This is a genomic window from Siccirubricoccus sp. G192, assembly GCF_019084075.1.
Taxonomy (GTDB): Bacteria; Pseudomonadota; Alphaproteobacteria; order Acetobacterales; family Acetobacteraceae; genus G192.
On the sequence record NZ_JAHREN010000002.1, the window covers coordinates 210,070 to 232,940 of the forward strand.

At 68.2% G+C, this 22,871-nt stretch carries 21 protein-coding genes; 12 read left to right on the forward strand and 9 right to left on the reverse strand.

Annotated features, from left to right (window positions below; translation table 11 throughout):
- Positions 1 to 18 precede the first annotated feature (18 nt).
- The 3 genes from KSF81_RS27535 (at position 19) to KSF81_RS27545 (ending at position 3,841) form a co-directional block, all read left to right on the forward strand.
- Complete coding sequence (locus tag KSF81_RS27535) at positions 19 to 558, forward strand: hypothetical protein (RefSeq protein WP_217382060.1); 540 nt, start codon at positions 19 to 21, stop codon at positions 556 to 558.
- Positions 518 to 1,459 carry a hypothetical protein gene (locus KSF81_RS27540; protein ID WP_217382061.1) on the forward strand — a complete coding sequence of 314 codons (942 nt, stop codon included), beginning with the start codon at positions 518 to 520 and terminating at the stop codon, positions 1,457 to 1,459. The genes KSF81_RS27535 and KSF81_RS27540 overlap by 41 nt, the downstream gene beginning before the upstream one ends.
- Positions 1,460 to 1,993: 534 nt before the next feature.
- A complete protein-coding gene (locus KSF81_RS27545; protein ID WP_217382062.1) occupies positions 1,994 to 3,841 on the forward strand; it encodes a hypothetical protein in 1,848 nt (615 codons plus the stop codon).
- Positions 3,842 to 3,956: 115 nt separating this feature from the next.
- Here the strand turns inward: KSF81_RS27545 and KSF81_RS27550 are convergent, their stop codons facing one another.
- Genes KSF81_RS27550 through KSF81_RS27560 form a run of 3 tightly spaced genes read right to left on the reverse strand, consistent with a single transcriptional unit; the run spans position 3,957 to position 5,653 of the window.
- Positions 3,957 to 4,097, reverse strand: a complete 141-nt coding sequence (locus tag KSF81_RS27550) for a hypothetical protein (RefSeq protein ID WP_217382063.1) — start codon at positions 4,095 to 4,097, stop codon at positions 3,957 to 3,959.
- A gap of 42 nt (positions 4,098 to 4,139) precedes the next feature.
- Positions 4,140 to 4,868 carry a hypothetical protein gene (locus tag KSF81_RS27555; protein ID WP_217382064.1) on the reverse strand — a complete coding sequence of 243 codons (729 nt, stop codon included), beginning with the start codon at positions 4,866 to 4,868 and terminating at the stop codon, positions 4,140 to 4,142.
- A complete protein-coding gene (locus KSF81_RS27560) occupies positions 4,865 to 5,653 on the reverse strand; it encodes a hypothetical protein (RefSeq protein ID WP_217382065.1) in 789 nt (262 codons plus the stop codon). Before KSF81_RS27560 ends, KSF81_RS27555 begins: the two co-directional genes overlap by 4 nt.
- Before the next feature lie 553 nt (positions 5,654 to 6,206).
- On the opposite strand from KSF81_RS27560, the gene KSF81_RS27565 reads away from it, so the two are divergent.
- Together KSF81_RS27565 and KSF81_RS27570 are read left to right on the forward strand one after the other, a co-directional pair.
- Positions 6,207 to 6,611, forward strand: a complete 405-nt coding sequence (locus KSF81_RS27565; RefSeq protein WP_217382066.1) for a helix-turn-helix domain-containing protein — start codon at positions 6,207 to 6,209, stop codon at positions 6,609 to 6,611.
- Complete coding sequence (locus KSF81_RS27570) at positions 6,565 to 8,712, forward strand: VIT domain-containing protein (RefSeq protein ID WP_217382067.1); 2,148 nt, start codon at positions 6,565 to 6,567, stop codon at positions 8,710 to 8,712. Before KSF81_RS27565 ends, KSF81_RS27570 begins: the two co-directional genes overlap by 47 nt.
- Positions 8,713 to 9,223: 511 nt before the next feature.
- Here KSF81_RS27570 and KSF81_RS27575 read toward each other — a convergent pair.
- The 4 genes from KSF81_RS27575 to KSF81_RS27590 all read right to left on the reverse strand — a co-directional run bounded on the left by KSF81_RS27575 (position 9,224) and on the right by KSF81_RS27590 (position 13,520).
- Positions 9,224 to 10,195, reverse strand: coding sequence for a glycosyltransferase (locus KSF81_RS27575; protein WP_217382068.1), 972 nt, complete (start codon positions 10,193 to 10,195; stop codon positions 9,224 to 9,226).
- Positions 10,196 to 10,310: 115 nt separating this feature from the next.
- A complete protein-coding gene (locus KSF81_RS27580) occupies positions 10,311 to 11,267 on the reverse strand; it encodes a glycosyltransferase (RefSeq protein WP_217382069.1) in 957 nt (318 codons plus the stop codon).
- Positions 11,268 to 11,519: 252 nt separating this feature from the next.
- Entirely contained in the window at positions 11,520 to 12,761 is a 1,242-nt protein-coding gene (locus KSF81_RS27585) for a hypothetical protein (protein ID WP_217382070.1), read from the reverse strand.
- Between the two features lie 105 nt (positions 12,762 to 12,866).
- Entirely contained in the window at positions 12,867 to 13,520 is a 654-nt protein-coding gene (locus KSF81_RS27590) for a hypothetical protein (protein ID WP_217382071.1), read from the reverse strand.
- A gap of 562 nt (positions 13,521 to 14,082) precedes the next feature.
- Between KSF81_RS27590 and KSF81_RS27595 the strand changes: the two genes are divergently transcribed.
- The 5 genes from KSF81_RS27595 to KSF81_RS27615 all read left to right on the forward strand — a co-directional run bounded on the left by KSF81_RS27595 (position 14,083) and on the right by KSF81_RS27615 (position 18,169).
- Complete coding sequence (locus tag KSF81_RS27595; RefSeq protein ID WP_217382072.1) at positions 14,083 to 14,325, forward strand: hypothetical protein; 243 nt, start codon at positions 14,083 to 14,085, stop codon at positions 14,323 to 14,325.
- Complete coding sequence (locus tag KSF81_RS27600; RefSeq protein WP_309139775.1) at positions 14,322 to 14,852, forward strand: aldolase/citrate lyase family protein; 531 nt, start codon at positions 14,322 to 14,324, stop codon at positions 14,850 to 14,852. The genes KSF81_RS27595 and KSF81_RS27600 overlap by 4 nt, the downstream gene beginning before the upstream one ends.
- A 215-nt stretch (positions 14,853 to 15,067) precedes the next feature.
- The gene (locus tag KSF81_RS27605; protein ID WP_256444386.1) at positions 15,068 to 17,056 is read left to right on the forward strand and encodes a PAS domain-containing protein; all 1,989 of its coding nucleotides are present in this window, start codon (positions 15,068 to 15,070) and stop codon (positions 17,054 to 17,056) included.
- A gap of 232 nt (positions 17,057 to 17,288) precedes the next feature.
- Positions 17,289 to 17,630, forward strand: a complete 342-nt coding sequence (locus KSF81_RS27610) for a hypothetical protein (protein ID WP_217382075.1) — start codon at positions 17,289 to 17,291, stop codon at positions 17,628 to 17,630.
- 173 nt (positions 17,631 to 17,803) lie between these two features.
- Complete coding sequence (locus KSF81_RS27615) at positions 17,804 to 18,169, forward strand: hypothetical protein (RefSeq protein WP_217382076.1); 366 nt, start codon at positions 17,804 to 17,806, stop codon at positions 18,167 to 18,169.
- Positions 18,170 to 18,189: 20 nt separating this feature from the next.
- Here KSF81_RS27615 and KSF81_RS27620 read toward each other — a convergent pair whose 3' ends face one another.
- A complete protein-coding gene (locus KSF81_RS27620) occupies positions 18,190 to 18,507 on the reverse strand; it encodes a hypothetical protein (protein ID WP_217382077.1) in 318 nt (105 codons plus the stop codon).
- Between the two features lie 644 nt (positions 18,508 to 19,151).
- Between KSF81_RS27620 and KSF81_RS27625 the strand changes: the two genes are divergently transcribed.
- Positions 19,152 to 20,786, forward strand: a complete 1,635-nt coding sequence (locus KSF81_RS27625) for an AsmA family protein (protein WP_217382078.1) — start codon at positions 19,152 to 19,154, stop codon at positions 20,784 to 20,786.
- Between the two features lie 84 nt (positions 20,787 to 20,870).
- Here the strand turns inward: KSF81_RS27625 and KSF81_RS31085 are convergent, their stop codons facing one another.
- A complete protein-coding gene (locus tag KSF81_RS31085; RefSeq protein ID WP_217382079.1) occupies positions 20,871 to 21,431 on the reverse strand; it encodes a DDE-type integrase/transposase/recombinase in 561 nt (186 codons plus the stop codon).
- A 219-nt stretch (positions 21,432 to 21,650) separates the two neighbouring features.
- On the opposite strand from KSF81_RS31085, the gene KSF81_RS27635 reads away from it, so the two are divergent.
- Entirely contained in the window at positions 21,651 to 22,793 is a 1,143-nt protein-coding gene (locus KSF81_RS27635; protein WP_375293387.1) for an IS4 family transposase, read from the forward strand.
- Positions 22,794 to 22,871 lie beyond the last annotated feature (78 nt).

The following is a 22,871-nucleotide window of genomic DNA, read 5'->3' on the forward strand; positions in this document are numbered from 1 at the left end:
GTGGCTGGATGGCTGTGCGTGGACGATCTGAAGGCGGTTCGTGTTGATGCACGCGACCACCACGGCAAGAGCGAGGCCGATTTCAGGATCCCCGATGGCAGGCAGGTGACCGCGCTGCCGCTTCCGCTGCGGCATAGCGGGCCCCAGGCGTTTTCTGCCGACGGCAACGGCTTCCTGCTCGACTGGCGCTGCCTGCCGGAACGCCCATCCGACAGCCTTGTGCCGGACGACGACGCGCAGCGGCGCGCCACGGCACTGCTTGACCGCGTCAAGGCGGTCTGGGCCCGCATCCGGGAGGTCGAGGAGGCGCTGGCGACACCCGCCGCGATGTGGCAGTGCCTCCAGGATATCTGGCTGCACGGGACCCAGGCCGAACCTGAGATGGATCTCATCGTGCGGCAGGCGCGCGAGTTACCCCCCTGTCCTGGAGCATCTTTGCAAGGCGCCGAGGCGAGTGCTGCGGCGCACCTCACGCATGCTGCCGCTGGCCCGAGTGCAGGAGATGGACCGGAAGACGATGCTCTGGCTGGCCCGGCAGCCTGGGGAGACCATCGCTGAGCGCGCCGGCGACCGTCAGCGCTTACAGGCCGTCGTGCGGGAAGAGAATTTTAACACGCTCGAAAACCGGGTTCTGCTCAGCTATGCGCGGCTCGCAGCGGAAATTGCGCATGACTATGTGCAGCGGCACCAGCGTTCCGATTCGGCCCGCGTCCACCAGGTTCGGACCTATGACGAGCGATGTGGGCGGTTGGCACGCGATCTCCGGGCGCTCGGCGTCCAGGTGGCCAGTCCTGACGTGACACCGAACTTCGTCCTGCAGAGCAATTGGCACTACCAGCAGGTCTGGGCGGCATGGCACGAGTTACTGCGGCGCCACCGTGCGTTGGATGAGTTGTGGCGCTGGCAAGCTCGCTCTTGGGAGGAACTGAGCGCGCTGGCCACCATCGTGGCCGTTCAGTCCATCCCGGGCGCGCAGCCCGTTGCTCTGTCCGCCATTGTCTTCCGTGATGAGCAGGAGAGAGGCTGCTGGATTGATCATGTCAATCCGATAGCCGTCTTCTTCCTGCAACGGCAGCAGGCAGTGCTCGAGATTGCCTACCGGCAGTTTTCCCGCGCTACCAGGCTTGCGGCCTTCGGTGCGGCGATCTGGCTGCGGGTGGGCCGACCGGACCGGCAGGACGACCTTGGCCGCTGGGCAATCTGGCCCTTGTGGAGCGCCGATGGCGGGCTTGAGCCGGGCGAGACACACGAGGTGAGCGCATTGCTGGCGCAAGGCAGAGGGGAAAACCTGCTGGGTGGGATCACCTTGCGCCCGACGGGGCGTGGGCTGCCGGCACAGCGCATCACGAACGGAAAGGTGTCCTGCCTGACGCTGGGGACCGCCGGCCAACTCTTGGCTGACGGCATTTCCAACCTGCGCGAGGTCATTCTCCGGCAGGTACTCGGGGAGCATGCGTAATGCGACGCATGGCGGGTCTCGAACTGGATGGTTGGCGTGACCACGCCTGCCGGGGCTGGCGGGTAGACGGCGAGGCCACGCCTGAAGGCCACGCCGACCTGGTAGAAGGTGGCCACGCAACGGTCGTCGTAACGCATAAGGCTGTGGCCGTCGGTGGTCCACAGGCCATGCACTCCCCCATCGGGCGCGGCGGCGGTTGGGGCGATATTGGCCATCCCAGGCTGCGGAGGCCGCTGGCCTCCCTCTGGTCGGCGTTTCTCGGCGGAGCGCCGGTTCCTTCATGGGCCTCCGACCTGCGCGCTGCCACCGACGCCCTGACCAGGCATGCGCAAGACCTCGTCTTCTGCATGCCTGACCGGCCAGAGATGGACGAGGAGCGTCAGCAGGAGCTGCTCGGGGCACTGACGCGCGCGAAGGGACCGAGGGTCACCTTGCTTTGGCGACCAGTTGCCATGCTGCTTGGTTGGATGGGGACACCCGAGGGGCATGGGGCCCGCGACAAGATGCGGGTAGCCTGCCTGCAGCATGTTTCAGATGGGTTCGGAATTGCAGTACCTCACGCTGCGCCGCCTGCCGGCCGAAGACCACGTGCTGGTGCCGGAGCGTGCAGGCTTTGGCCAAGTTGTCGCACCTCACCTCGGGCTCCAGGGGCTGCATGACGATGCCGAACAGGCCATCGCGCAAGCCAATGGCCTGACATTGACCGACTTGTCAGGGCGCCCCCGTCTGCAGGACGACCAGTTGTTCGCCCCCTGCCCTGTTCTGAAGACGGAGGTCTTCCGCCTCGAGAATGCTGATTGGCGGCTCCTGCGAGCGCCAGCAACCGGGGTGCTGCCGCAACGGGCCGGATCAGTAGATGCACTCGGAGACCTGGCGGCCGACATTGTCCTGCTATCGACGCCTCTTGCCGCTCGCCACCACGGATGGTTGCGAACGGTCTTGGGGAAGTTGACCGTTCCGGTACAAATCCTTGCCTCCGGCACCTCGGCCAGGGGTTGCTTGGAGGCAGCGCGACGGATCGCGCGCGGCGCGCCGCATTACCTTGACCGGCTCGATCCGGTGGCGCTTGTCGTGCTGCGGCTAGGTGAGCCGGTGTTCGAGGACCTGATACCGGCTGGCGCCATTGTCCCGGGCAACAGGGAGTATGTCTCGCCGCCCATCAGGAACATGGTATGGGGCCGCGGCATGGCAACAGCCCAGTTCTTCCTCCGCAAGGGCCAGCATGAGATCCGACGCTGGGTAACCCCTGAAGTGCCCGCACCGGATGGCGAAGAACACCTCCTCATCCAGCTGAAGCAACGTCCGGCGCAGGGTTGGGCAGCGCTGACAATTAGCTCGGCCAGCTGGGACTACCTAGCCCGGAACCCGGTACGACTGGACTGGATGACGCTGGAGCGCGAGAGTCGGTCGGGCGATGAAATTCTGGCATCGCTACGCCAGCCGCGGCCTGTTGTGCCTCAACGCGTTCACCAGCCGGCGGGCATGTTGGCTTGGGAAGGCATGCCTGGCCGGGAGGGTCTGGGCGACCTGTTGGCGCGGTTCGATGTTGGCCGGCCGGGTGATATCAGCGAGCTCGCCGACACCATACGGTGGAGTCCCCGGGCACAGGACGGTTCTCGCCTACGCGCCATTGGCAGCGACGGAGACTTGCCGCCGGCGTTGGATCACGTCGCCCTAGTCAACCTTCAGCGGGCCGCAGAGGCGCTATCCAAATACCTCATGGAGAAGGTTGCGCGGCAGCGAGGCCTAGCCAACAACGGTCCGCTGCTGGCGCTTACCTGGATGTACGAACGCTGCCCGGCGGAAGTGGTGCGGGAGATTGTCGGCGCCGTAAGGTGCGTTCTCGAGAACCGCAGGCACGTGTTCCTCGAACCTGTCGCAAGCACGACTGTCGTCATGCATGGTGCCGGGCGGGTGGTACGCGAGCCAGGCGATCTGATCGAACTAATACCCAGGGTGCTCGACTGGCTTGCCGATGCAAGTTCGCTCAATAATGGGCTGGGTTTGCTCGCTGGCATAATGTCGCGCCCGGCGGCAACGTCGCGCATCCTTTCGCAACTCGACATGGACCACTTGGCCGCTGGGCTGATGGGAATCCTGCGGCGCCTGACCAGGCAGCGTATTTCGGGCAGCCGGCTGAAGTATGCACTCATCGCCATGGTAGGCCTGCTTAGGGTCAGGGAACATGACCCTTGGGCATTGGTCGCAGATCGGTCGCGCTGGGCCACCTCGTTCGTGGAGATCCTGCGCCAGGAAACCGGGTATCTTCGGGGTGCCCAGGCCAGCAGGACCATTGAAAGCATCGCCGAAGTCATCATGATGCTTGAGGGAGTAGGCGGCCGCCCCGACATCTTCTCCGTTTTGGAAACCATCGAAGAATGAACTGGGCGTTGGATTGCGCTGTAATACAGTCCAGCCGAGCGCCATTGTGGCTTCAGTGTGGCCGTGTTGCACGGGTCATCGGCGTGGACGCACTGGGCCTTACCTGCGTTGCGCGTTACGCGATGCGGACGTACTCCGGCCGTCCGAGTTCGAGCATGCGATTCAGCACGTCGGCGGCAATCGCCACCTCGGTCGCTTGGCGCCCGTCCGTCTGCGAGCGTAGCCCATTGCCGATGACGCGTTTCCACCGCGACACGGCAGCCTCGACCAAGAGCAACCGTCCTATGGCGTGACCCCCTCAGGCGGGAGGAAGGGACGGTGGGCTGGGCACATAGCCGTCCGAGGGCACTGACACGCCGCCCTCCCAGCGGAACCGCAGCACCTCGTCGGCACCCGAGAAGGCCTCCTCTGCCCGGCTACCGCCAAGCAGCTTGAGCACTGGATCCACCACCAGAGACTTCAGTTTCGCCGGGCCTGAGACCTCTATAATGGGCACAAGATAGAACCACGAAGCGTCCCGCGCGGGCCGCGCCCGCCTCTCCTCAGCATCGGCCTCATCTTCGCCGTTCGAGGGGTCCTTGAGCCACCAGAACAGCCGCTCCGCGCGCAGTTCTTCCTGCTGGTCGGAGCGTGGCCAAAAGCGCGTAATCTCGTCGAGGTCCTCCTCCCAGCCGCCCAGCTTCGACCAGGCGACGATCAGGCATGGGAAGCCGAGCGCCGCCGTGGGCGATCCGAGCCGTCCGAGGTCGGCCACGACGGAGAGGGCTCCGAGATTCCGCCGCCCACCCCGCCCGTGGCGCCTCTCCTTGGCAGGGAAGGTCCAGCGCCATCCCCGGAGAACCCAGACGTTCGCGTCGTAGTAGGCGTCGTCGTCAGGCGCATTGTCCTCTTCGCCAAAGGACACACTGGCGTCATCGCCGAGGCCCAGCAGGGTTTTCTGCAGTTCGTCCTTAAACGCCTCGATCTCTGAGCCGAACGCCTCCATCACCCGCGCGGCGTTTAGCAGGTTTTCCCCCCGGTCCGTCATCCCGACGCCTCCTCGCTTCGTGCCATCCAGAACACCGGCTCCCACGCCGGCTCGACGCGCACCCCGAGCCAGTCGGATCGCCTGCCCGGCGCGCGCCGGTAGAACACCTGGGGTATCACGGGGGTGCGGACAGGACCGGCGGACGCGGTGCGGTGGAAGCCCTCAAAAGGGTGTCTGCCGAGCGCTCGGAAGACGGACAGAACATCCTCCACCCAGCGTTGCAGCTGTTCGCTGCCGACGCCAAGTGGCCGCCGCTGGAGCCGGCGTGCGACGTCATGCCAGAGGATGACGTCCCGCCGCTCCCGCCAGGATCGGACCTCGGCTTCTCGGCCCGTGTGGCGGAGTTCGTCTTCGTCGCCGGCGAGCCTGGCCTCGGCAACCTCTCTCCGGTCGACAACAATCGCGTGCAGCGCCTCACCGATCTCGGTCGCGGGCCGCACGAAGTGCTCCCACTGGTCCAGAGCCTGCCGCTCGTCCAACGTGTAGCCACCCCACTTGGCCTCGACGACGATTACCAGCGGGACGCCGTTGGCGGTCCGGCACCGAATCAGGGCGTCTGGTTCGCGGCCGCCGCGCTTCGGTGGCCACAACTCGGCGTCGAGGACCTCGGCGCCGTGCAAGGCATCCTGCTCGAAGCCGGGGGCAGGAAACAGCCATTCCAGGACCAAGCCGGCCTCCCTGGGCACGAGATAACGCAGTCCGCCGAACACCGCGTCGGTGACGATGTCCTCGGGCAGGCGCTCCAAGAAGCGGTTAATCTTTTTCTTCGCGATTGCCTGGAGCATCCACGATCCTTTCCCCCGGCGTGCCTGCCCGCCAGTACCGGATCCGGTACTGATCTCAACGATCTCGAGCCGGCAATGGTCCCTCTCCTACTCCGACTTGGCGATGATCCGCCGCCACTAGGGCAAGGCCAGGAATGCCCGCTGGGCTTCCTGTGTGGTCTCCGCACGCCGAGTAGCCTCCGCTATCTTAGCTTCCTGTCAACGGCACAGGGGCTGGCCCTCGGCGAGGAAATCAAGGCTCATGATGTCTACCTCGGGCGTAGCCCACGAGCACCGTGCTGGCTCCCTACCCAGCCCATTGTACATACATGTCACATTCGAAACGGCATTTTGGATAAGTTGTTCAAGGCGCTCAGGGCGGTCTGGTAGCGCCGGGCTCCGGGCGGCGGCGCCATACCGTAGCCCGTACCGGGGGCGGTCGGTCCGCTGCGACCTGCCTCCTCCGCGATAGCCGCCCGCTATCGGCTGTCGTCCGCTTTCGAGAATTTCACCTTCGAAATGTCTTGCGCGAGGGCACGCTTTTCGACAAAAATCTTGTCGAAAGGTCTGCCCAGTGAATATCCACGAACTCACAGCCCTTACCGGCGAAACCCCGCGGCAAGTGCGCTACCTCGTCGCCGAGGGACTGATGCCCCCGCCCGAGGGCGGACGCGCCAACGCCTCCTATGGTGCGGCCCACCTTGCCGCCATCCGCGCCTACCAGCGCCTGCGCGCCCTTGGCTTCAAGCCCGCCGCCATCCGCCTGATCCGTGAGGGTCGGGGCGGCCCAATCACCTTGCCGATCGTGCCCGGTCTGGCGCTCAGCATCGACCCTGCCCTGCTCGCCGGCGTCGGACCCCGGACCGATTCGCGCGCGCTCGCCGAGCGCGTCGCGGAACTCCTCGCCGACATCCTCACGGAGACGTCCCAACATGGCCCCGACGCCGTTCCAGACCATGGCCCCGCCGATGAACGCTGAGCGCGACCCGCTGGGGCGCTTCCGGGATGGCGCCGTCCATACCGGCAGCGGCAGGCCTATCCCGCTTGCGGCCACACGCATCCAGATTCTGGTGGCGGGTGGCCTCGCGGTCGTGCGGACCGAGCGGGTCTTCCGCAATGCCGAGGACGTCTCCATCGAGGCCACCCTCACCTTCCCCGTACCCGTGCACGCGACCCTGTTCGGGCTCTCCGCCTGTGTGGGCGGCCGCGCCCTGCGCGCCACCGCGCGCCGGCGTGAGCAAGCCCGGGAGGCCTATGAGGACGCCATCGACCGCGGCAAGACCACTGTGCTCCACGAGGAGGCGCTGCGTGGGGTGCACATGCTCTCCGTTGCCCACGTGCCGCCAGGCGCGGAGGTCACGGTGGCCTCGGATTGGGCGATGCCTCTCAGTGCAACTGCCGACGGGCACGGGGCGGCCATACTGCGCATCCCAACCACGGTGGGTGACCTCTACGGGCGGCCGCCGCTGGCGGACAGCGACGACCTGGCCACCGATGCGGCGGTGGTGCACGAGGCCGAGCTGGAGGTCCGCTGCGCCGAGGGCGAGGCGTCGCTGGCGGGCGGCCCGGCCCTGGCGGATGGCCGGGTGCGGCTGCGCCTCGATCGGCCGATCGACCTATGCGTCTCCGGCTGGGCGCCGCGCGAGCTGCACGGGCTGACCGCGGACGGCCATGGCGTCGCGCTCCGCATTGCGCCGGCCCCGGTAGGCGAGACCGCGATCGATGCGGTGGTGCTGGTGGACCGCAGCGCCTCAATGGGCTCCCCCGCCGGGCAGGGCGCGCAGGGCGCCCTGACGAAGCACGCGGCGGTGGTGGCGGGGCTGCGAACTGCCGCCGCGGCACTGCGCCCGACGGACCGCGTGCATCTCTGGGAGTTCGACGATGCGGTGAACCCGGTCCGACCACGTCGAGGGGGCGACTTCCCGGCAGCTGTCGCGGCGCTCGGTGCCCCGCGCGGCGGCACCGAGACAGGGGCGGCAATCGCAGCCGTGCTTGCGGCCGAGGTCACCCAGGATGTGGTGCTCATCACCGATGGCCAGACCTGGGCGCTCGACGTGCAGGCGGTGGCGCGGAGCGGGCGGCGGTTCACCGTGGTGCTGATCGGCGAGGATAGCCTTGAGGCCAATGTCGGCCATCTCGCGGCGCTCACGGGTGGGCAGATCTTCGTCGCCGGAGGGGGCGACGTGGCCGCGGCGGTGCGCCTCGCCCTCGCGGCACTGCGCTGTCCACACCGTCCTGCCCCGGTAGCTGACGAGCGGCCCACCAAGGCGGAGGCGCTGATCGGGGGCATGCACGTCGCGGCCAGGCTTGGTGCGCCTCAGACTGAGCCCGTCGCGGCGACGGGCGCGGATGACCTGCTGCCGCGGGCGGTGGGCGCGGTCGCCGCCGCGCTGGTCCTACCGCGCCTCCCCGAGGCCACGGCAGCAGCGCTGGCCGAGGCCGAGGGCCTGTGCTGCCACCTCACCAGCCTGGTGCTGGTGGATGAGGAAGGGGCAGCCCGGGCTGGCGTCCCGGCGCAGCGTAAGGTTCCACTTATGGCGCCTTCCGTCATGGCGGCCTGCGCAACCGCGCCCACCACTCCCATCTCAGGGGCATCCCGTGGTTTGTTCCGGGCAAGGACCCACGACTCGGTTTTGCCCCGGCTGGTACCGCCGAAGTACCAGCTCCGGGTCCTGGAACCTATGTCGCCATCGGACGAATGCTCCCTGGACATCCCGACCTTCCTCCGCCGGCAGAAGCCGCCGACCACGAACGGACCCACGCCTGGAGCCGGGACCGCGGCAGGCCTCGCCTCTGCGCGGGGTAGGATCGACTGGGCACAGAATCCTGAGTCCCTGCGCCTTGGCATACTGGACGACTTGGCGCCGGGCCTCGCTGACGCGCTCCGACAGGCGGCAGGCATCGCGGAAGTCGTGGAGCTGGCGCGTACCCTCGGCGTGCCGCCGCTGGTTGTTGCGGTGGCACTCCTCGCCCAGGCAGAGGCCACGACCGATCGCTCGGCGGCGCGCGTCGCGCGGGCAGTTCTCAGACGTGCTGACCCGAGCGAGGTGGCCGGAGCTCTACTGGCCTTGGGCTTGTGACGCCTCGGCCAGTCTGGTGGCAGGACAAACTCCCACCGCCTGGGAACGCCTGCCCGGGGTTTAAGGGTGCCCAGGATGCATGGGCTGCTGGCCCCGCCAGCCGGCAAGGCAAGGCTGGCGGGGCCAGCGCCGGTCGCATTGGCAATGGGTAGACGACCGATGAGGTCCCCTGGACTTGCCTGCGACTGCGCGCTGCGAATTCTACCTTTCCTATCATTCCTCCGGCCGCGGCCACGTAGCCGGGAAGAGTGGTAGGAATGTCCGGATGCCGGCCTGCCCAAGGTGTCCAACGATTCCGGCACGAGCGGCGGTGTCGCCGCCCGGCCGAGTGGATGCGGCGATTACGGCTGCGGAGGCACGCCGTTGGAGCCCCTCTCGCCCCTGCTCCCGATCCGGGGCGACGGGCCAGCAGCGCAGTTCTGCTGCAACACCAACCAGTTCGAGACACTGCGCTGGCCGATGCACCATACGCCGCCCGCGAGGGGCAGGGCGGAAGTGCCATGTCCATCCCTCAATGGATCTCATCATAGATCGAGGCCATTTTCCGCATCCTCGCCTGGAACCCGCATTCCTGTTCCACTCGCTTGCGCGCGGACGTGGCCAGGCTGTGACGCAGGGCGGGGGTCTGCAGCAGGCTCCGCAGTCCTTCCGCGAGAGCCTCGCCATCCTCCACCGGCACCGTCAGTATATCGTCCCGCCCGGCGGTGAAGGCCTCGACACCACCAGCGCGCGTGGCGATGGCCGGCACCTCCATCGCCATGGCTTCCAGCAGGACATTGGGTAGCCCTTCCCGCCGGCTCGACAGACAGAATATGTCAAAGGCTTCAAACAGGCTTTTCAGGTCGCTCTGGAATCCGAGCAACCGGATGCGCTCGGCCTGGCCGGTGCGCTCAGCGAGTTCCGCCAGACGGTCCCGTTCGCTCCCCTCGCCCGCAATCCAGAGTTCGAAGTCGATCCCCTCCGATAGGAGGGCGCCAGCGGCCTCGACCAGCAAATCGAACCCCTTTTCCTGCGACAGACGGCCGACCGCGCCGACCACGAGCCGCCCCGGTGGCATGCCGGCACGTCGCGACGAGGCAGCGGCGGGACCACGACGGCGGAAATCCTCCGTGTCGATAGCATTCTCGACCAGATGCAGCACGCGCTCCGGGATCTTCGCGGCCCGGCACAGGTCGAGCAGGTCCTGGGAAACCGCGATCACCCGCTCGTGCCGCCGCAGCGCCCAGCGGTCGACGCCGTAATAGAGCGGCAACCGTCCTTCCTGTGAGACCCAGCCATGCACGGTGCTGACGAGGCGGAAGCCGAGAAAGGGTTGCAGCAGCACCCCGAACAGATTCGTCTTGTAGTCGTGCCCGTGCCAGATCCGCACATCGTGCCGCCGGCAAAGTTCGGCCAGGCGCATCAGGCTGCGTGGATCGAGCGCGAAGGATTCGGCGACATCCAGGATCGGGCAATCCTTGGCCGCCGCCCTCTGCCGCAGCACCTCGAAACCCGGATCTCCAGGGGGTGCAGGAAGCAGGCGATCTCGCGGTAGCGCGTACCGGCGAGGAAGGCGGGCGAGGCGATGATGGTCTTTTCAGGCCCGCCGCCTGTTCCCGTCACGATACGGGTATGGAGGACCGTGACAGCCATGGAACCCTCGGGGTGGGGGCGCGCAGCCCCAGCATGGACTCGAATACCTGAGCCTTCTCGTCCCACCCTTCGGCCACCAGCCGCTTGCGGGCCAGCGCCTGGCTCGGGAGCAGCTTCTGGCCGGCGCGGCGCACACAGAGACTGGCAAAGGTGGCAGGATCATCCGCAAGGTCGAGCGCGTCCGCCCAGGGCCCGGTGCTTGGCAATCGGGTGGAAATCACCGGAAGCGGTGTGGCGAGATACTCCTTTAGCTTGAGCGGCTGCATCGCCTCGGTCACCGGCAGCCTTGCATAGGGCATGACCAGCACATCCGCGGCTGCGGCAACCCTGGGCAGCGCCCCATAGGGCACTGGGTTCCGCCATAGGATGCCCGGGTGACCGAACAGGCGCGCATCCACGCCCCTGCGTGGCCCGACCATATGCAGGTCGCATCGCTCCGCCACGGCCAGGCAGATCTCGACATCGAGCCGCGCATCGGCATGGCCCCAGTAGAGCGCTACAGGCCGCCGTCCAGGGCCGCAGAGCGGGCCGCGGGCAATGTCAGCCCAAAGGCCGAGATCGACGCCGTGCGTCAGCAACTGGGCTGTGCGGCCTTCCGCCTGAATACGGCGCTGCAGCACCTCGGACGCGGCGACCACCGTCCGCATCACCGGCAGCATCCTGGCCTCCATCCGGCGCAACGTCTCGCCATCGAGCCCAGGCCAGACCGACAGGTCGTCGACGATGTAATAGGCCCAGTTCAGGCTGGGATACCTGCTGACAAGATCGGCGACCAGCGGATGCGTCGTGATCACCACAGCGGGTTCGGCAGTCAGCAGCGGCCTCAGCGCAACGTCCAGCAGATTGGCATTGGCGAGGCGTTCGAGCCGGCTCCCGAAACCGGGCCAGTGGATCGGCGAGTGGACGCATAGGCCGGCGTCCATCCCCCCCGCCCGTGGCGCATGGGCCACCGTCGCGCAGTGCTGGCCATATCCAATGCCGAAGCTTCTCGATGCCGCGGCGGAAATCGGCCAGCAGCGGGCCGGGCCTGCGGGTTCCGGTGATGTTGACCCAGTCGATCCGGTAGCGCCGCCGCAAGCTGCGCGCGAGGTGCTGGGCGCTCGAGGGATGTCGGCCCCAGTCATCGGCAAACACAACTAACTTCGGCTTGCTTGTCGCCACGGTCAGATGCCGAATCATGCCCCATGCATGACGGCCGCGAGCCGCTGGACCCGTGGTCGGAATGCATTGACGAAGGCATTGCCCACGGCCGCCAGCCAACTGATGTGGCGGGTGTCGTCCTCGGCAGTCCATGGGCTTGGCTCGCGCAAGCGCATAGCAACCCACTTTGTGGTATCGTCCTCACCCCACTCTAATTCGCCCTCCGGCGAGGCTGCCCGCAGCTCTGCGTCGAGTTCCAGACGCTCCGATTCCAGCGCGGCGAAAAGGCGAGCGCCGGCCTCACCCCGGAACACAATGTAGGTGCCGATGAGACCGGCCGAACGTGCCCGATACGCTACGATCCGGGCTTCCGGTGCGCCAAGGTCGTAGCGGATATGTCCGACGCCCCTGCGCCGCGGTGGCGGCTGGGAGGGATCGTCAAGTTTTAGGACCTGCCCGAAGCGGTCCCAAAAGCGGCGATCGGCCTCTATCAATGCCGGATCCCTTCGGCGCAGCGCCGGTGGCGTATCATCGGTATCGCCGTCCGTCTCTACGCTCTCGGGTGCCAGGCCGTCACCGGCCGAGAGATTACCCGCCGGTTCCGTGAACCTCAGCACGGTGCGTTCCAAGGCAATGGTGCGGGCGAGAACCCGCGGCTGCACGAGCAGTTGCCCGTCCGGCATCTCGTAGCCGGCCATCTCCACCAGCCCAAAGGTGAAGCGCATGCCGGAGTGCTCCTGCATGAACTGCACGATGGCTTCGGTGCCCTCGCGGATACCATCACCTGCAACCAGCAGCAGGAAGCGGCCGGAGCGAAGGTTACGGCCTACCGCGTCGACGAAGGTGGCTTCGTCCGTACCAGGGTGGCGATCTGCAACAAGACGGAAGAGGGTATTGCCGGGCTGACGGAGCGACCGTGATACCTCACGCTGAAGATCCTCATACCGCCACCGCGCCAGCTCCTTGGCGTAATCAAGAATCTGGCCCACCACTTCGCGCCGCGCTTGCGGGTTACGCCAGAGCTTGCACTCGACGACGGTCAGCGCCCCATGTCTGTTGACGAATACGGCGTCGATTGGCCCGGCAGGCGTTGCCATCTCGCGGCAGAGCGGGATCGGGTCGGCAAAAGCGAGGTCGATCTCCGCCGCGGGCAGAACCTCGGGATGGCGCAGTAGGAAATCGCGCAGCCAAGCCTCATTGCGACCAGCCGAGGCGAGGGGAACGCGCGGGAGCGACTTGGCACCAGCGTCTGAGGTCAGTACCAGCTTCGGGAACATGGCGCCCTATAGTTGAAATGGCAGCTTTATAACAACTTATAGGATATTGCAGCCAAAGGCCATGTTGCATCGACTTCTATGAGGCGGTCGCAGCGCCAGCGCCGTTCAGTCGCTGTCCTTCCTGGCCGCCCGGAACACCCGCTCGGTGACATTGTTGCGCCATAGGTCGGTGGGGCGCAGGCAGCCCAGCGCCACGTCGGTCGAGCGGTGCCGGGTCTGCCGCATCAGGTCGGCGAGCCCCGCCCCGGCCTCGCCGGCGGCGGTGGTTAGCCCGGCCCGCCGCCGGAAGCCCAGCCAGGCCTCGAGCGCCGTCTGCACACAGAAATCCGGCTCGACCGGGTTGGCCCAGACCGCCACCTCCTGCCCGGCGGCGCGCGGATCAGTTTTGGAGCGCCGCACCAGCACGGTCAGCCCGCTGCCCTGCTTGAAGCTGATGTCGCCGAGGCACAGCGCGGCCAGTTCGGCCCCGCGCAGCGCTGGGCCAAAGCCCACCAGCAGCATGGCGCGGTCGCGGGCACCGAGTGTCGTGTCAGCCCCGGGCCGGGCCGCCAGCATTCGCCGCAGCGCGTCGGGCGCGGCGGCAGCGGCGCGCTTGCCCGGCCGGGTGCCGTTGGTCCGGGCGACGCCCTCCAGCACCATGGCCAGGCGGGGGTCCTTCAGGTCGAGGGCAAGGCCGGCCAGGCGGTGCGCCGCCTGGATGGCGGCGAGATGCACCCGTAGGCTGGCCAGGCTGAGCCCGGCATCGGCGCGCTTGACCACGTACATCGCCAGGGTGTCGGGATCGCCGGCCAGCGGCTCGCGGCCGAGGCTGTGGCACCAGGCCGCATAACCGCGCCAATCCGAGCGGTAGGCCCGCAGCGTGCCCTCGCCGCGCGCCTTGCTGGCATAGACCGCAGCGCGGACCGCGAGCGCCTGCAGCTCTTCGGCCCGGCTGGCGCCACTGGGGACCAGCAGCTTGCCGAAGAGCTGGGTGTGCAGGGTGAGCGGCGCGGCCGCCTCCCTCCCCCGTTGGGGTGGCTGGGCGGCTCTGGCGTGGCATCGGGCATGCCCGGCAGGCTGGCACGGGCCGATTCCGTCCGCAAAGCCGGATTAGCGGACGGCTTTGAGCGGCCCAATGCATAAGATAGCCGGCCCATGTTCCGAGCGCCCGCCGTCGTACCTGGGTGGTACTTGGCGCAGCTATCCGAAGGCGCTGAGGTCCCAGCTGGCCGCGGAATAGCTATAATGTCTTTTGTGTAGCCCAGCAGGGCTTTAGGCTTGGCTCCGTCCGGCGCGCCACCAGCACCAGCCCGGCTGCCGCCCGGCACGGGAGTGCGTGCCCATGACCATTCCTGGCATGAAGCAGCGGCTACGGACCGGCGAAACCCTCGCTGGCTACGTCGCCACCATTCCCTCGGCGGTCTCCGTGCAGGCCATGGCCGCGGCCGGCGCCGACTTCGTCGTCATCGACCAGGAGCACGGCGCGGTCGGGCCGGAGAGCCTGCACGCCATGATCGCCGCGACTGCCGGGACGCGATGTGCCCCCCCCTGGTGCGCGTACCCCGACGCGACGAGGCCTGGGTGAAGCCCGCGCTTGACCTCGGCGCGGAGGGCATCGTCTTCCCACAAATTCGCACGGCGGAAGACGCGGCCGAGTGCGTCTCCCTGCTGCGCTACCCGCCGGACGGCCGCCGCGGCTGGGGGCCCTTCGTGGCACATGCCCGCTGGGGCGTCGGCCTGTTGGAGTACCTGCCGCAACGTGGTGACGAGTCTGTTTGCGTTCTGCTGATCGAGACCCGTGCCGCGGTGGAGAACATCGAGGCGATCTGCCGGGTGGAGGGCGTGGACGGCATGATCATTGCCCAGTTCGATCTCACCACCGAACTCGGCGTCTCCGGGCGCTTCGATGCACCCGAGTTCCGCGACGCTTTCGCGCATCTGGAGCGGGCGATCCTGGACGCCGGCATCCCGATCGGCGCCGCCGCGCTGACGCGCGAGCAGACCCGCATGCTGCTGGACCGCGGCCATCGCCTGCTGGTGCATGGCTTCGACGTACTGATGCTCGGTGGCCTGGTGCGCCAGACCGCGGAGTGGCGATTGGACAAAACCTGAAACCCCATCAAAGCTGAATGTTGTGCCATGGCCCGGCGCGGGCCGGCTACGGCAGGTGGGCAGCGCGCGAGGTGTCGCGCGAGTGGCCGGCGTGTTGCGGCATGGCCGCTCGGTCGAGGACCGCGCCTCCGACGTTCGCCGCCGGGAGATCAGGGTAGTGCCGGAGTAGTGCCGGAGCGGCCAGAGGCTATCCAGACATTGCGGAGGGACGGGCCATGCCTGCGACCCGAAACCGTAGAACCGATCAGCCGGGAGGGCCGGTATCCGCCGCCGACCCGGTGCTGCCGTTCCGCGACTCCGAGGTCCTCCGTAGCATCCTGGACGCGGCACCCATGCGCGTCACCTATCTCGACAGCGGGCGCCGATACCGCTTCGCCAACCGCGAGTTCTACAGCTTCACCGGCCTGTGCCCCGAGGAGGTCATCGGGCGCACCGTGACGCAGGTGCTGGGTCGCCAGACCGCGCTGCGAACCAGGCCCTACATCGCCGAGGTCCGGCAGGGGCGCATGGCACGGTTCCAGGGCTGGCGCACTTATCCGACCGCCGGGCGCCGCTACGTGGACAGCGTCTTCGCCCCGGTGTTCCGCGCTGACGGCCGGATGGATGGCTATTTCGTGCTGCTGCGCGACCTCACTGAGCAGCGCCGGCGCGAGGAGGAACTGGGCCAGCGCAACCGCCAGCTCGAGGAGATGCTGGACGCGGTCCCGGCGCGCGTTTGCCTGACCGACCTCGACCGTCGCTACCGCTACGTCAACCGCGAGTTCTGCGACTTCGCCCGCAGGCGGCCGGAGGAGATCCTCGGCCTGACCAGCGAGGAACTGGTGGGCCCCGAGGTGAGCGGGGCGCTCACGCCCTTCGTGCTTGCCGCGCAAGCCGGCCGGACGGTGACGCGCGAAGGCTGGATGGACTACCGGCTGAACGGGCGGAAGTACATCAACTGGGTCTTCACGCCGAAGCGCGCCGCCGATGGGGTGGTGGAGGGCGTGCTGCTATTCATGCGGGACGCGACCGAGCTGCGCCAGCGCGAGGAGGAGCTGGCCCAGCGCACGGCGCAACTGGAGACAATCCTCACCAGCATCGCCGAGGGGGTGAGTATCCTCGACGGCGCCGGCCGCCTGGTGCTGTGCAATCGCGGCTTCCTCGACCTCTACGAATTACCGGAGGAGCTCGGCTGCCCAGGCACGCCGCTGCAGGCTCTGGTGCGCGAACGGTTCACTCGCGCACTGCGCCACACCTCCGAGGCACCCAACCGGCCTGTCGAGACGCTCGTGGCCGAACGCGTCGCGCGCATTCTCGACGGCGGCGATTGGGTCGAGGAGGAACTGGGCCCGGATGGGCGATGGCTGGAGATCCGCCGCCGGCGCCTGCACGATGGCACCGTCATCCTGACCTACACCGACGTCACGGCCCGCCACGAGGCCGAGAACGCAAGGCGGGCGCAGCGCGACGCACTGCGGCGGGCGGAGCAGTTCGAGGCAACCGCCTCGCTGCTGGCCGGCGTGGCGCACGAGATCAACAACCCGCTGGCCGTGGTGGCGGCACAGGCGCTGCTGCTGGCGGAGGAGGCCGGGGGCACGGCGCTGGCCGCCCGGGCGGAGAAGGTGCGCGAGGCGGCGCAGCGCTGCGGCCGCATCGTCGCCAGCCTGGTGGCCAGCGCCCGGCGCCGCGCCCACCGCCGCGAGGAGGTGGACTTGGCGCAGGCGGTGGAGACCGGGCTCGACCTGGCCGGCTACGGACTGCGGGCGGCAGGCATCGTGCTGGAGCAGCGGGTGCCGCAGGACCTGCCGCGGCTGCGCGGCGACCCGGACCAAGTCGCACACCTGGTGGCGAACCTGGTCGGCAACGCGCAGGCCGCGCTGGCGGACGCGCCCCCGCCGCGGCGGCTCGCGCTGACCGCGGTGCATCTGGCGGGCGCGCTGGAGCTGCGCGTGGCGGACAACGGCCCGGGCATCCCGGAGGATCTGCGCGAGCGCGTCTTCGCCCCGTTCTTCACCACCAAGGCGGAAGGCGTGGGCACCGGGGTGGGACTGGCGCTGTGCCGTGCGGTGGCGGCCGCACATGGCGGGTCGATCCGGGCGGAGACGACGCCGGGTGGTGGGGCGACCCTGGTGGTACGGCTGCCGCTGTCGGAGGAGGCGGGAGTTGACGCCGCTACGACGGCCATCGGAGGCGGAGGGCGGAGTAGCGCTCCCACAGCCCCGTAAGGTTGCGCAGCGGTTCTCCCGCAGTGCCCGGAGCTGGGGCTCGAGATCCTGGTCGGCCGCGGACACCCGGGCATAGCCGAGCAATGCCGTCACTGGCCGCCTTTTCACCGGACCGGCAGGCCGCGAAACGCCTTTGCGGATGCGCCGAAATCCAGGTGGCACACGCGGCGCGTAGAAGGTCTGCAGCGGCCGACCAGACACGGTCTCGGTCCGACCTTTCAGGAGATGGGACATGACACGCATCGCGCTTGCAGCCCTGTTGGCGACTGGCTTGGCGGCTGGCGCCGCCCAGGCCCAGGCCCCGTCCAGCGGCGGCGGCAATATCGTGGGCGGCGGCCTCGGCGCCACGATCACCGGCGGCGGCGACAACATGACCATCCAGTACAGCCAGCCCGGCGCCGGTGGCGGCGGGGCGGGCCTGGGGCAGGCCGGGCGGCTCGCCCGCTTCGGCAGCAACCAGGGCGACGGGTCGCAGGTGGAGTACCTGACACCCGCACCCGCCGGGGCCGGCCGCGAGGCCTGGATGACCGGCGGCGGCGAGGACGCCCAGGTGGTCTACGTGCGGCCCCGCTGACCGAACGGATGCCGGGAGCGTGGTGGGCAGGGTGAGCGGGTCACTCCAGTCCCCTGCTCTAGGTGTGCCCAGCCGCTCGGCCCGGGCAAGCAGGCTGGCCACAGTCGAGGTCACTGGTCATGCCGCCTTGGACGGTCCGTACGCGAATCTCCTCCGCGTGGTAGCATCGCCCGATGAGCAGCCGAGCGGACCATCCTCCCTGCCCTTTCACCGCGCCGGAGCGCGACCTGATCCGGCGGGAGATGGGCATACACTTCGGCCAGTACCCCAGCCTGGCCGAGGGTCTGTTCCTGCGCACCTGGCGCGGCGGGCCGCAGAAGGGCAAGCCGAAGGTGCCGCCGGCTGTGCAGAGCATGCTGGAGCGTGGCCTGGTCGAGTTCCGGCCGGGGCGAATGGGACCCCGGGCCATGTTCACGGAGGCGGGACTGGCAGCGCTGCGGCAGCTGATGCTGGATCGCCGGGCCATGGACCCGGCCCGCTTCGCCCACCTGCGGCGGGATCTCGGCCTGGACACGCCGGAGGAAGCAGCCGTCGAGTGACAGGCCGGCGGCTGGTGTGGCTACTTCAACGAGATCACGTTCGAGCTGGCCGGTGGCTTTGCCGCGGCCGATGCGGCTGCCCTGGACAGAAGAGCCGGCGCGACGTTCCAATGGTGGCCATCGTCGGTGATCACCGTGACCGACTTCCTGTTGTAGCGCGTCAGCATGCCCTCGACCTTGCCGCGTCCGTCCACCTGGAACGCGACCCGGTCACCGATCCTAAACTCGAGCATCTGCTTGTGGGCACGCATCTGCTGCAGGAGCCGAAGCCTCTCGACGATCCTGTGGTTGAGGTCGATGAGGTCTGGCTCGCTCAGCCTGTCGATGTCGATCGTCACCTCTCCCTCCCAAGGCAGAGCCCAGCGGGCATTCTATAGCGTCCCGGACGCGCGGTTCTACCTCCTGGGTTGGGTGCTGGTGCGCCAGTCAGAGGTCGATCTCCTTCGTTGAGCCAACATGGGTATAGGTTCGCCTCGCCAAGCGCAGACGGGCGAAGGCAGCGGAGGAGCAGGCCAAGCGGTCACCGAAAACAGCCGAAAACACCCCCAACGCTGCGGCCGAACCCGAACATGCCCGGTGCGCTTCCTTCCCGAACGGCCCCCGGCACCCCGCCGCGGCTGGCCCGGTAGGGCTGACGGCATGGCTCGATGGCGCATCTTGCGGTGGCTGCTCTGGGCTGGCCTTGCCATGGCCGGCTTCCTTGCCGCTGCCGTACTCTCCTCCCCGCTCTGGCTCGGGCCGCTCGCCGCGCGACAAGTGTCAAAGGCCCTCGGGCGCCCGGTGGAGGTCGGGCGACTACAGCTGCGCCCGGGCAGCCCCCTGGTGATCACCGCGGAGGACGTCGTGATCGGCAACCCCGGGGACTTCCTGTCCGGGGAAGCGCCCTTCCTGCGCATCCCCCCGGCTCACGCTGCAGCTGGAGGCCGGGGCCTACCTGCGTCGGCGAGAGATCGTCATTCCCTCAATCGAGCTGGAGCGGCCTGTGGCCAGCGTCATCTCGGTGGCGAGCGGACAGAACAACTACGGGTTCGGTGCCGACCTGGCCGGCGACGCGGCCGGCCCGAAGATCGGCGTCATCCGCATCCCGGATGGGCGCGCGCGGGTTTCGCTTGCGGGGCTTCGCGCTGACTTCGAACTTGCCCTCTCGACCAGAGACGGGGCCGGATCGGGACAGGAGGCGCTCAGGGCCGAGGCGAGCGGCAGCTATGCCGACCAACCCGTGGCCGCCACCTTCCTGGCTGGCGGTTTTCCGAGCCTGCGTGATCCGTCCAGCGTCTGGCCTGTCGAGATGCACCTGACCAACGGTTCGACGCGGGCCTCGGTCAAGGGTTCGATCCAGAACCCGCTGAACCCGCGGGCCGCTGCCCTTGGCCTCCTGCTCGCCGGCCCGGACATGGCGCTGCTCGAGCCGCTGATCGGTATTCCGCTTCCGACCACACCGCCCTATGAGCTCGGCGGAAAGCTGGATTACACGGAAGGACGTTTCCACTTCACTGACGTGGCCGGGCGTGTGGGGCAGAGCGATGTCGAGGGCACGTTCACCGTCATTCAAGGTCCCGAGCGGCCGGAGCTAACGGCTGAGCTGCACTCACGCAGCGTCGACCTCCGCGACATCGCGGGCCTCCTTGGCGGTGAGCCGGGCCCGCCCGGGACGCCGGGCCAGACCCCGCAGCAGCAGGAACGCGCGGCGCAGGTGCGCGATGAGGCAAGGGCCAGCCCCCACCTGTTGCCCGACACGCCGCTCAACCTGCCGAAGCTCAGACAGGTCGACGCGCACCTCCTCTACCGCGCCGAGCGGATCCAGGGTCGGTCCATGCCGCTCGACGACCTTGCCCTGCGCATGGATGTGGTGGACGGCACGGTCGCACTGCGGCCGCTGAGCTTCGGGGTCGGCCGAGGGCGGATCCTGGGTGATGTCCTGCTGGCCCCTGGGGAGGGCGACGCGGTGCAGGCGCAGGCGGAGATCCGGTTCGAGCGGCTGGACCTTGCCCGCCTGATGCAGGCAACCGGCAGCTATCGCGGCGCAGGGGCGCTGAGCGGGACCGCGCGGGTCGAAGGCGTGGGCAAGTCGATCGCGGATATCCTGGGACATGGGGATGGCGGCCTGACGCTCTCCATGGCGGGTGGCGACCTCAGCAAGCTCCTGGTGGACCTGGCGGGCCTGCGGCTCGGCAGCGCCTTGCTGACCTCGCTTGGCGGCGGGTCGCGCGCGCGCGTCGAGTGCTTCATCGCCGACATGGCGATGCGCCGCGGCGCCCTGTCCACCCGCGCTTTGCTGCTCGAGACCGAGGACATGGTGACCGAGGGGCAGGGCGTCGTGGATCTGCGGCGCGAGCGCGTGGAGATCCGACTGTGGACGGAGTCGAAACGGCTGACCCTCGGCGTGCTACCGGTGCCACTGCTGATCAGCGGTACCCTGAAGGCGCCGAGCGCAGCGCCCGCCACAGCGGAGGGCACAAGCGGCGGTCTGGCCGGTGTGCTCGCGGCGCTGCCCAGCATCCACACCGGCATTGGGGACGACCCGCGCTGCGAGCGCCTGCTCCGCCGGGCGCGGCGCGGACAGGCCACGGGTGGCAATGCCGGTCAGGCCGGCGGAAGCGGCGGTGGTCGGCGTTGATAGGCTTCAATGCTACCCAAGGTTGGAGGATCGCTTTGGGCCGGATGCGCCTGTCTGGAGCCATCTGCCAGTGCCACCGCAGTCTCACAAAACGCGAGTGACGGAGGTGCAAACACCTGCATGATGGCATTCGATCTGGTCGTCATTGGAAGGGTGGCCGCATGTCGATTGCCGACATCCACCTATTCCGCCTCTTTTGACGACTCCGCAACTCGGCCAGCTTGGCAGCCGAGGAGTTCCCAAGCCTACTGGCCCACCATGATGGCTGGTCCGGTGCTTGACCTCCGGCAGGACCTCACGCTGCGCCACGCTATAGCTGCGCAGATCGTCAGTGATGATGCGGCTGGGCTTGAACTTGAGACCGGCGAGCAGGCGCTTGAAGATGTGTTTCGCGGTGGTCGCATTCCGGCGATCTTGTACGAGGATGTCGAACACGACGCCGTGCCGGTCCACCGCGCGCCAGAGGTAATGCAACTGTCCGTTCATGCGCAGATATACCTCATCGAGATACCAGGTGTCGCCCGGCCTCGGCCGCCGCCGGCGTAACTTGCAGGCGAAGTCCGCTCCGAACCGGAGGCACCACTGCCGGATGCTCTCGTGCGTGACGCCGATGCCGCGCTCGGCAAGGATCAGCTCGACACCCACAGGCTGAGGCTGAAGACAAAATAGAGCTATAGAGCAGCGTGGCTGATGATCTCGGCCGGGAAGCGGCATCCGGGATAGGTGGCAGGCTCAGACGTCATCCAGCCCTCACGAATCCCCTCATTTTTATCGGCTTAGTTATGGCCGCGATTCGCCTGCGTTTCGTAGACCGTCCGCGTCACGGACGGATGGGTGTAGACTGTGGTCGAGGCGGCGCGTGCGATCGGGCGTTTGGGCGAGGTTCGGGATTTCATCGGCGGGCTGTATGGGCCTGACCTGCATGCCAAGCGGGTCGATGCGCTGGCGGGCGCTACGCTTGGGGTGATGGCGGCAGCATCGCTCGCGGTGGCGATGATCGGCCAGGCGCTGGCGCAAGCGCGCGGGCTGGTGACCAAGCACGCGGTCAAGCAGGTGGACCGGCTGCTCAGCAACAGCGGCATCGATGTGTGGGACAGCTTTGCGCGGTGGGTGCCGCACCAGATGAACGGGCGAAGCGACGCCCTGGTGGCGATGGATTGGACGGATTTCGACCATGACGGCCAATCGACGCTGGTGCTGAGCCTGGTGACCGGCCACGGCCGCGCGGCGCCGCTGCTCTGGCTGACCGTCTGGAAGGAGGAGATCGCAACCCGGCGCAACGATTACGAGGACGCTTGTCTGCGTCGCCTTGCCGAACTCGTCCCGCCAGGGTGCCGGGTGACGATCCTGGCTGACCGCGGCTTCGGCGACCAGAAGCTGTTCGCCTTCCTGGGCGAGTTGGGCTTCGGCTACGTCATCCGCTTCCGCGGCAACATCCACGTCACCGCCGAGGATGGCGAGACGAAACCCGCGGCCGCATGGGTCGGAAAGGGCGGCCGCGCCCGCAAGCTGCGCCACGCCCGGGTGACGGCGCAGGGCCGGCAAGTGGGCGCCGTGGTGTGCGTCCATGCCAAGGGCATGAAGCAGCCATGGTGCCTGGCGGCGAGCGACCCGGAGGCGACCGCTGCGGTGCTGGTCAACCACTATGCCAGGCGCTGGACGATTGAGCCTGCGTTCCGCGACACCAAGGACCTGCGCTTCGGCATGGGGCTGTCCGCCACCCGCATCAGCGAGCCCATGCGGCGCGACCGACTGCTGCTGGTCAGCGCCTTCGCCACCGCGCTGCTCACTCTGCTCGGCGCCGTCGGCGAAAGCCTCGGCATGGACCGGCTGCTGAAGTCCAACACGAGCAAAACCCGCACCCACTCGCTGTTCCGGCAAGGCTGCATGCTCTACGACCTTATCCCCAACATGCCAGAGCATAGGCTCGCGCCGCTGATGCAAAACTTCGCCGTGGCCGTGTCAAAGGCCGGCGTGCTCATCCCAAAACTTGCCGGCCCGGAATGAGGGGATGAGTGAGCATCCAGCCAGCTTCGCCTAGCTGGCTCGTTCCGGCCAGAGACCATCAAACTGTAAAGGGCGGAG

Coding starts and splice junctions, on each gene's coding strand:
- KSF81_RS27540 (WP_217382061.1), top strand. CDS start 518: ATGCTCTGGCTGGCCCGGCAGCCTGGGGAGACCATCGCTGAGCGCGCC.
- KSF81_RS27545 (WP_217382062.1), top strand. CDS start 1,994: ATGGGTTCGGAATTGCAGTACCTCACGCTGCGCCGCCTGCCGGCCGAA.
- KSF81_RS27605 (WP_256444386.1), top strand. CDS start 15,068: ATGCCTGCGACCCGAAACCGTAGAACCGATCAGCCGGGAGGGCCGGTA.
- KSF81_RS27595 (WP_217382072.1), top strand. CDS start 14,083: ATGACCATTCCTGGCATGAAGCAGCGGCTACGGACCGGCGAAACCCTC.
- KSF81_RS27560 (WP_217382065.1), bottom strand. CDS start 5,653: ATGCTCCAGGCAATCGCGAAGAAAAAGATTAACCGCTTCTTGGAGCGC.
- KSF81_RS27580 (WP_217382069.1), bottom strand. CDS start 11,267: ATGGACGCCGGCCTATGCGTCCACTCGCCGATCCACTGGCCCGGTTTC.
- KSF81_RS27555 (WP_217382064.1), bottom strand. CDS start 4,868: ATGACGGACCGGGGGGAAAACCTGCTAAACGCCGCGCGGGTGATGGAG.
- KSF81_RS27585 (WP_217382070.1), bottom strand. CDS start 12,761: ATGTTCCCGAAGCTGGTACTGACCTCAGACGCTGGTGCCAAGTCGCTC.
- KSF81_RS27615 (WP_217382076.1), top strand. CDS start 17,804: ATGAGCAGCCGAGCGGACCATCCTCCCTGCCCTTTCACCGCGCCGGAG.
- KSF81_RS27570 (WP_217382067.1), top strand. CDS start 6,565: ATGGCCCCGACGCCGTTCCAGACCATGGCCCCGCCGATGAACGCTGAG.
- KSF81_RS27610 (WP_217382075.1), top strand. CDS start 17,289: ATGACACGCATCGCGCTTGCAGCCCTGTTGGCGACTGGCTTGGCGGCT.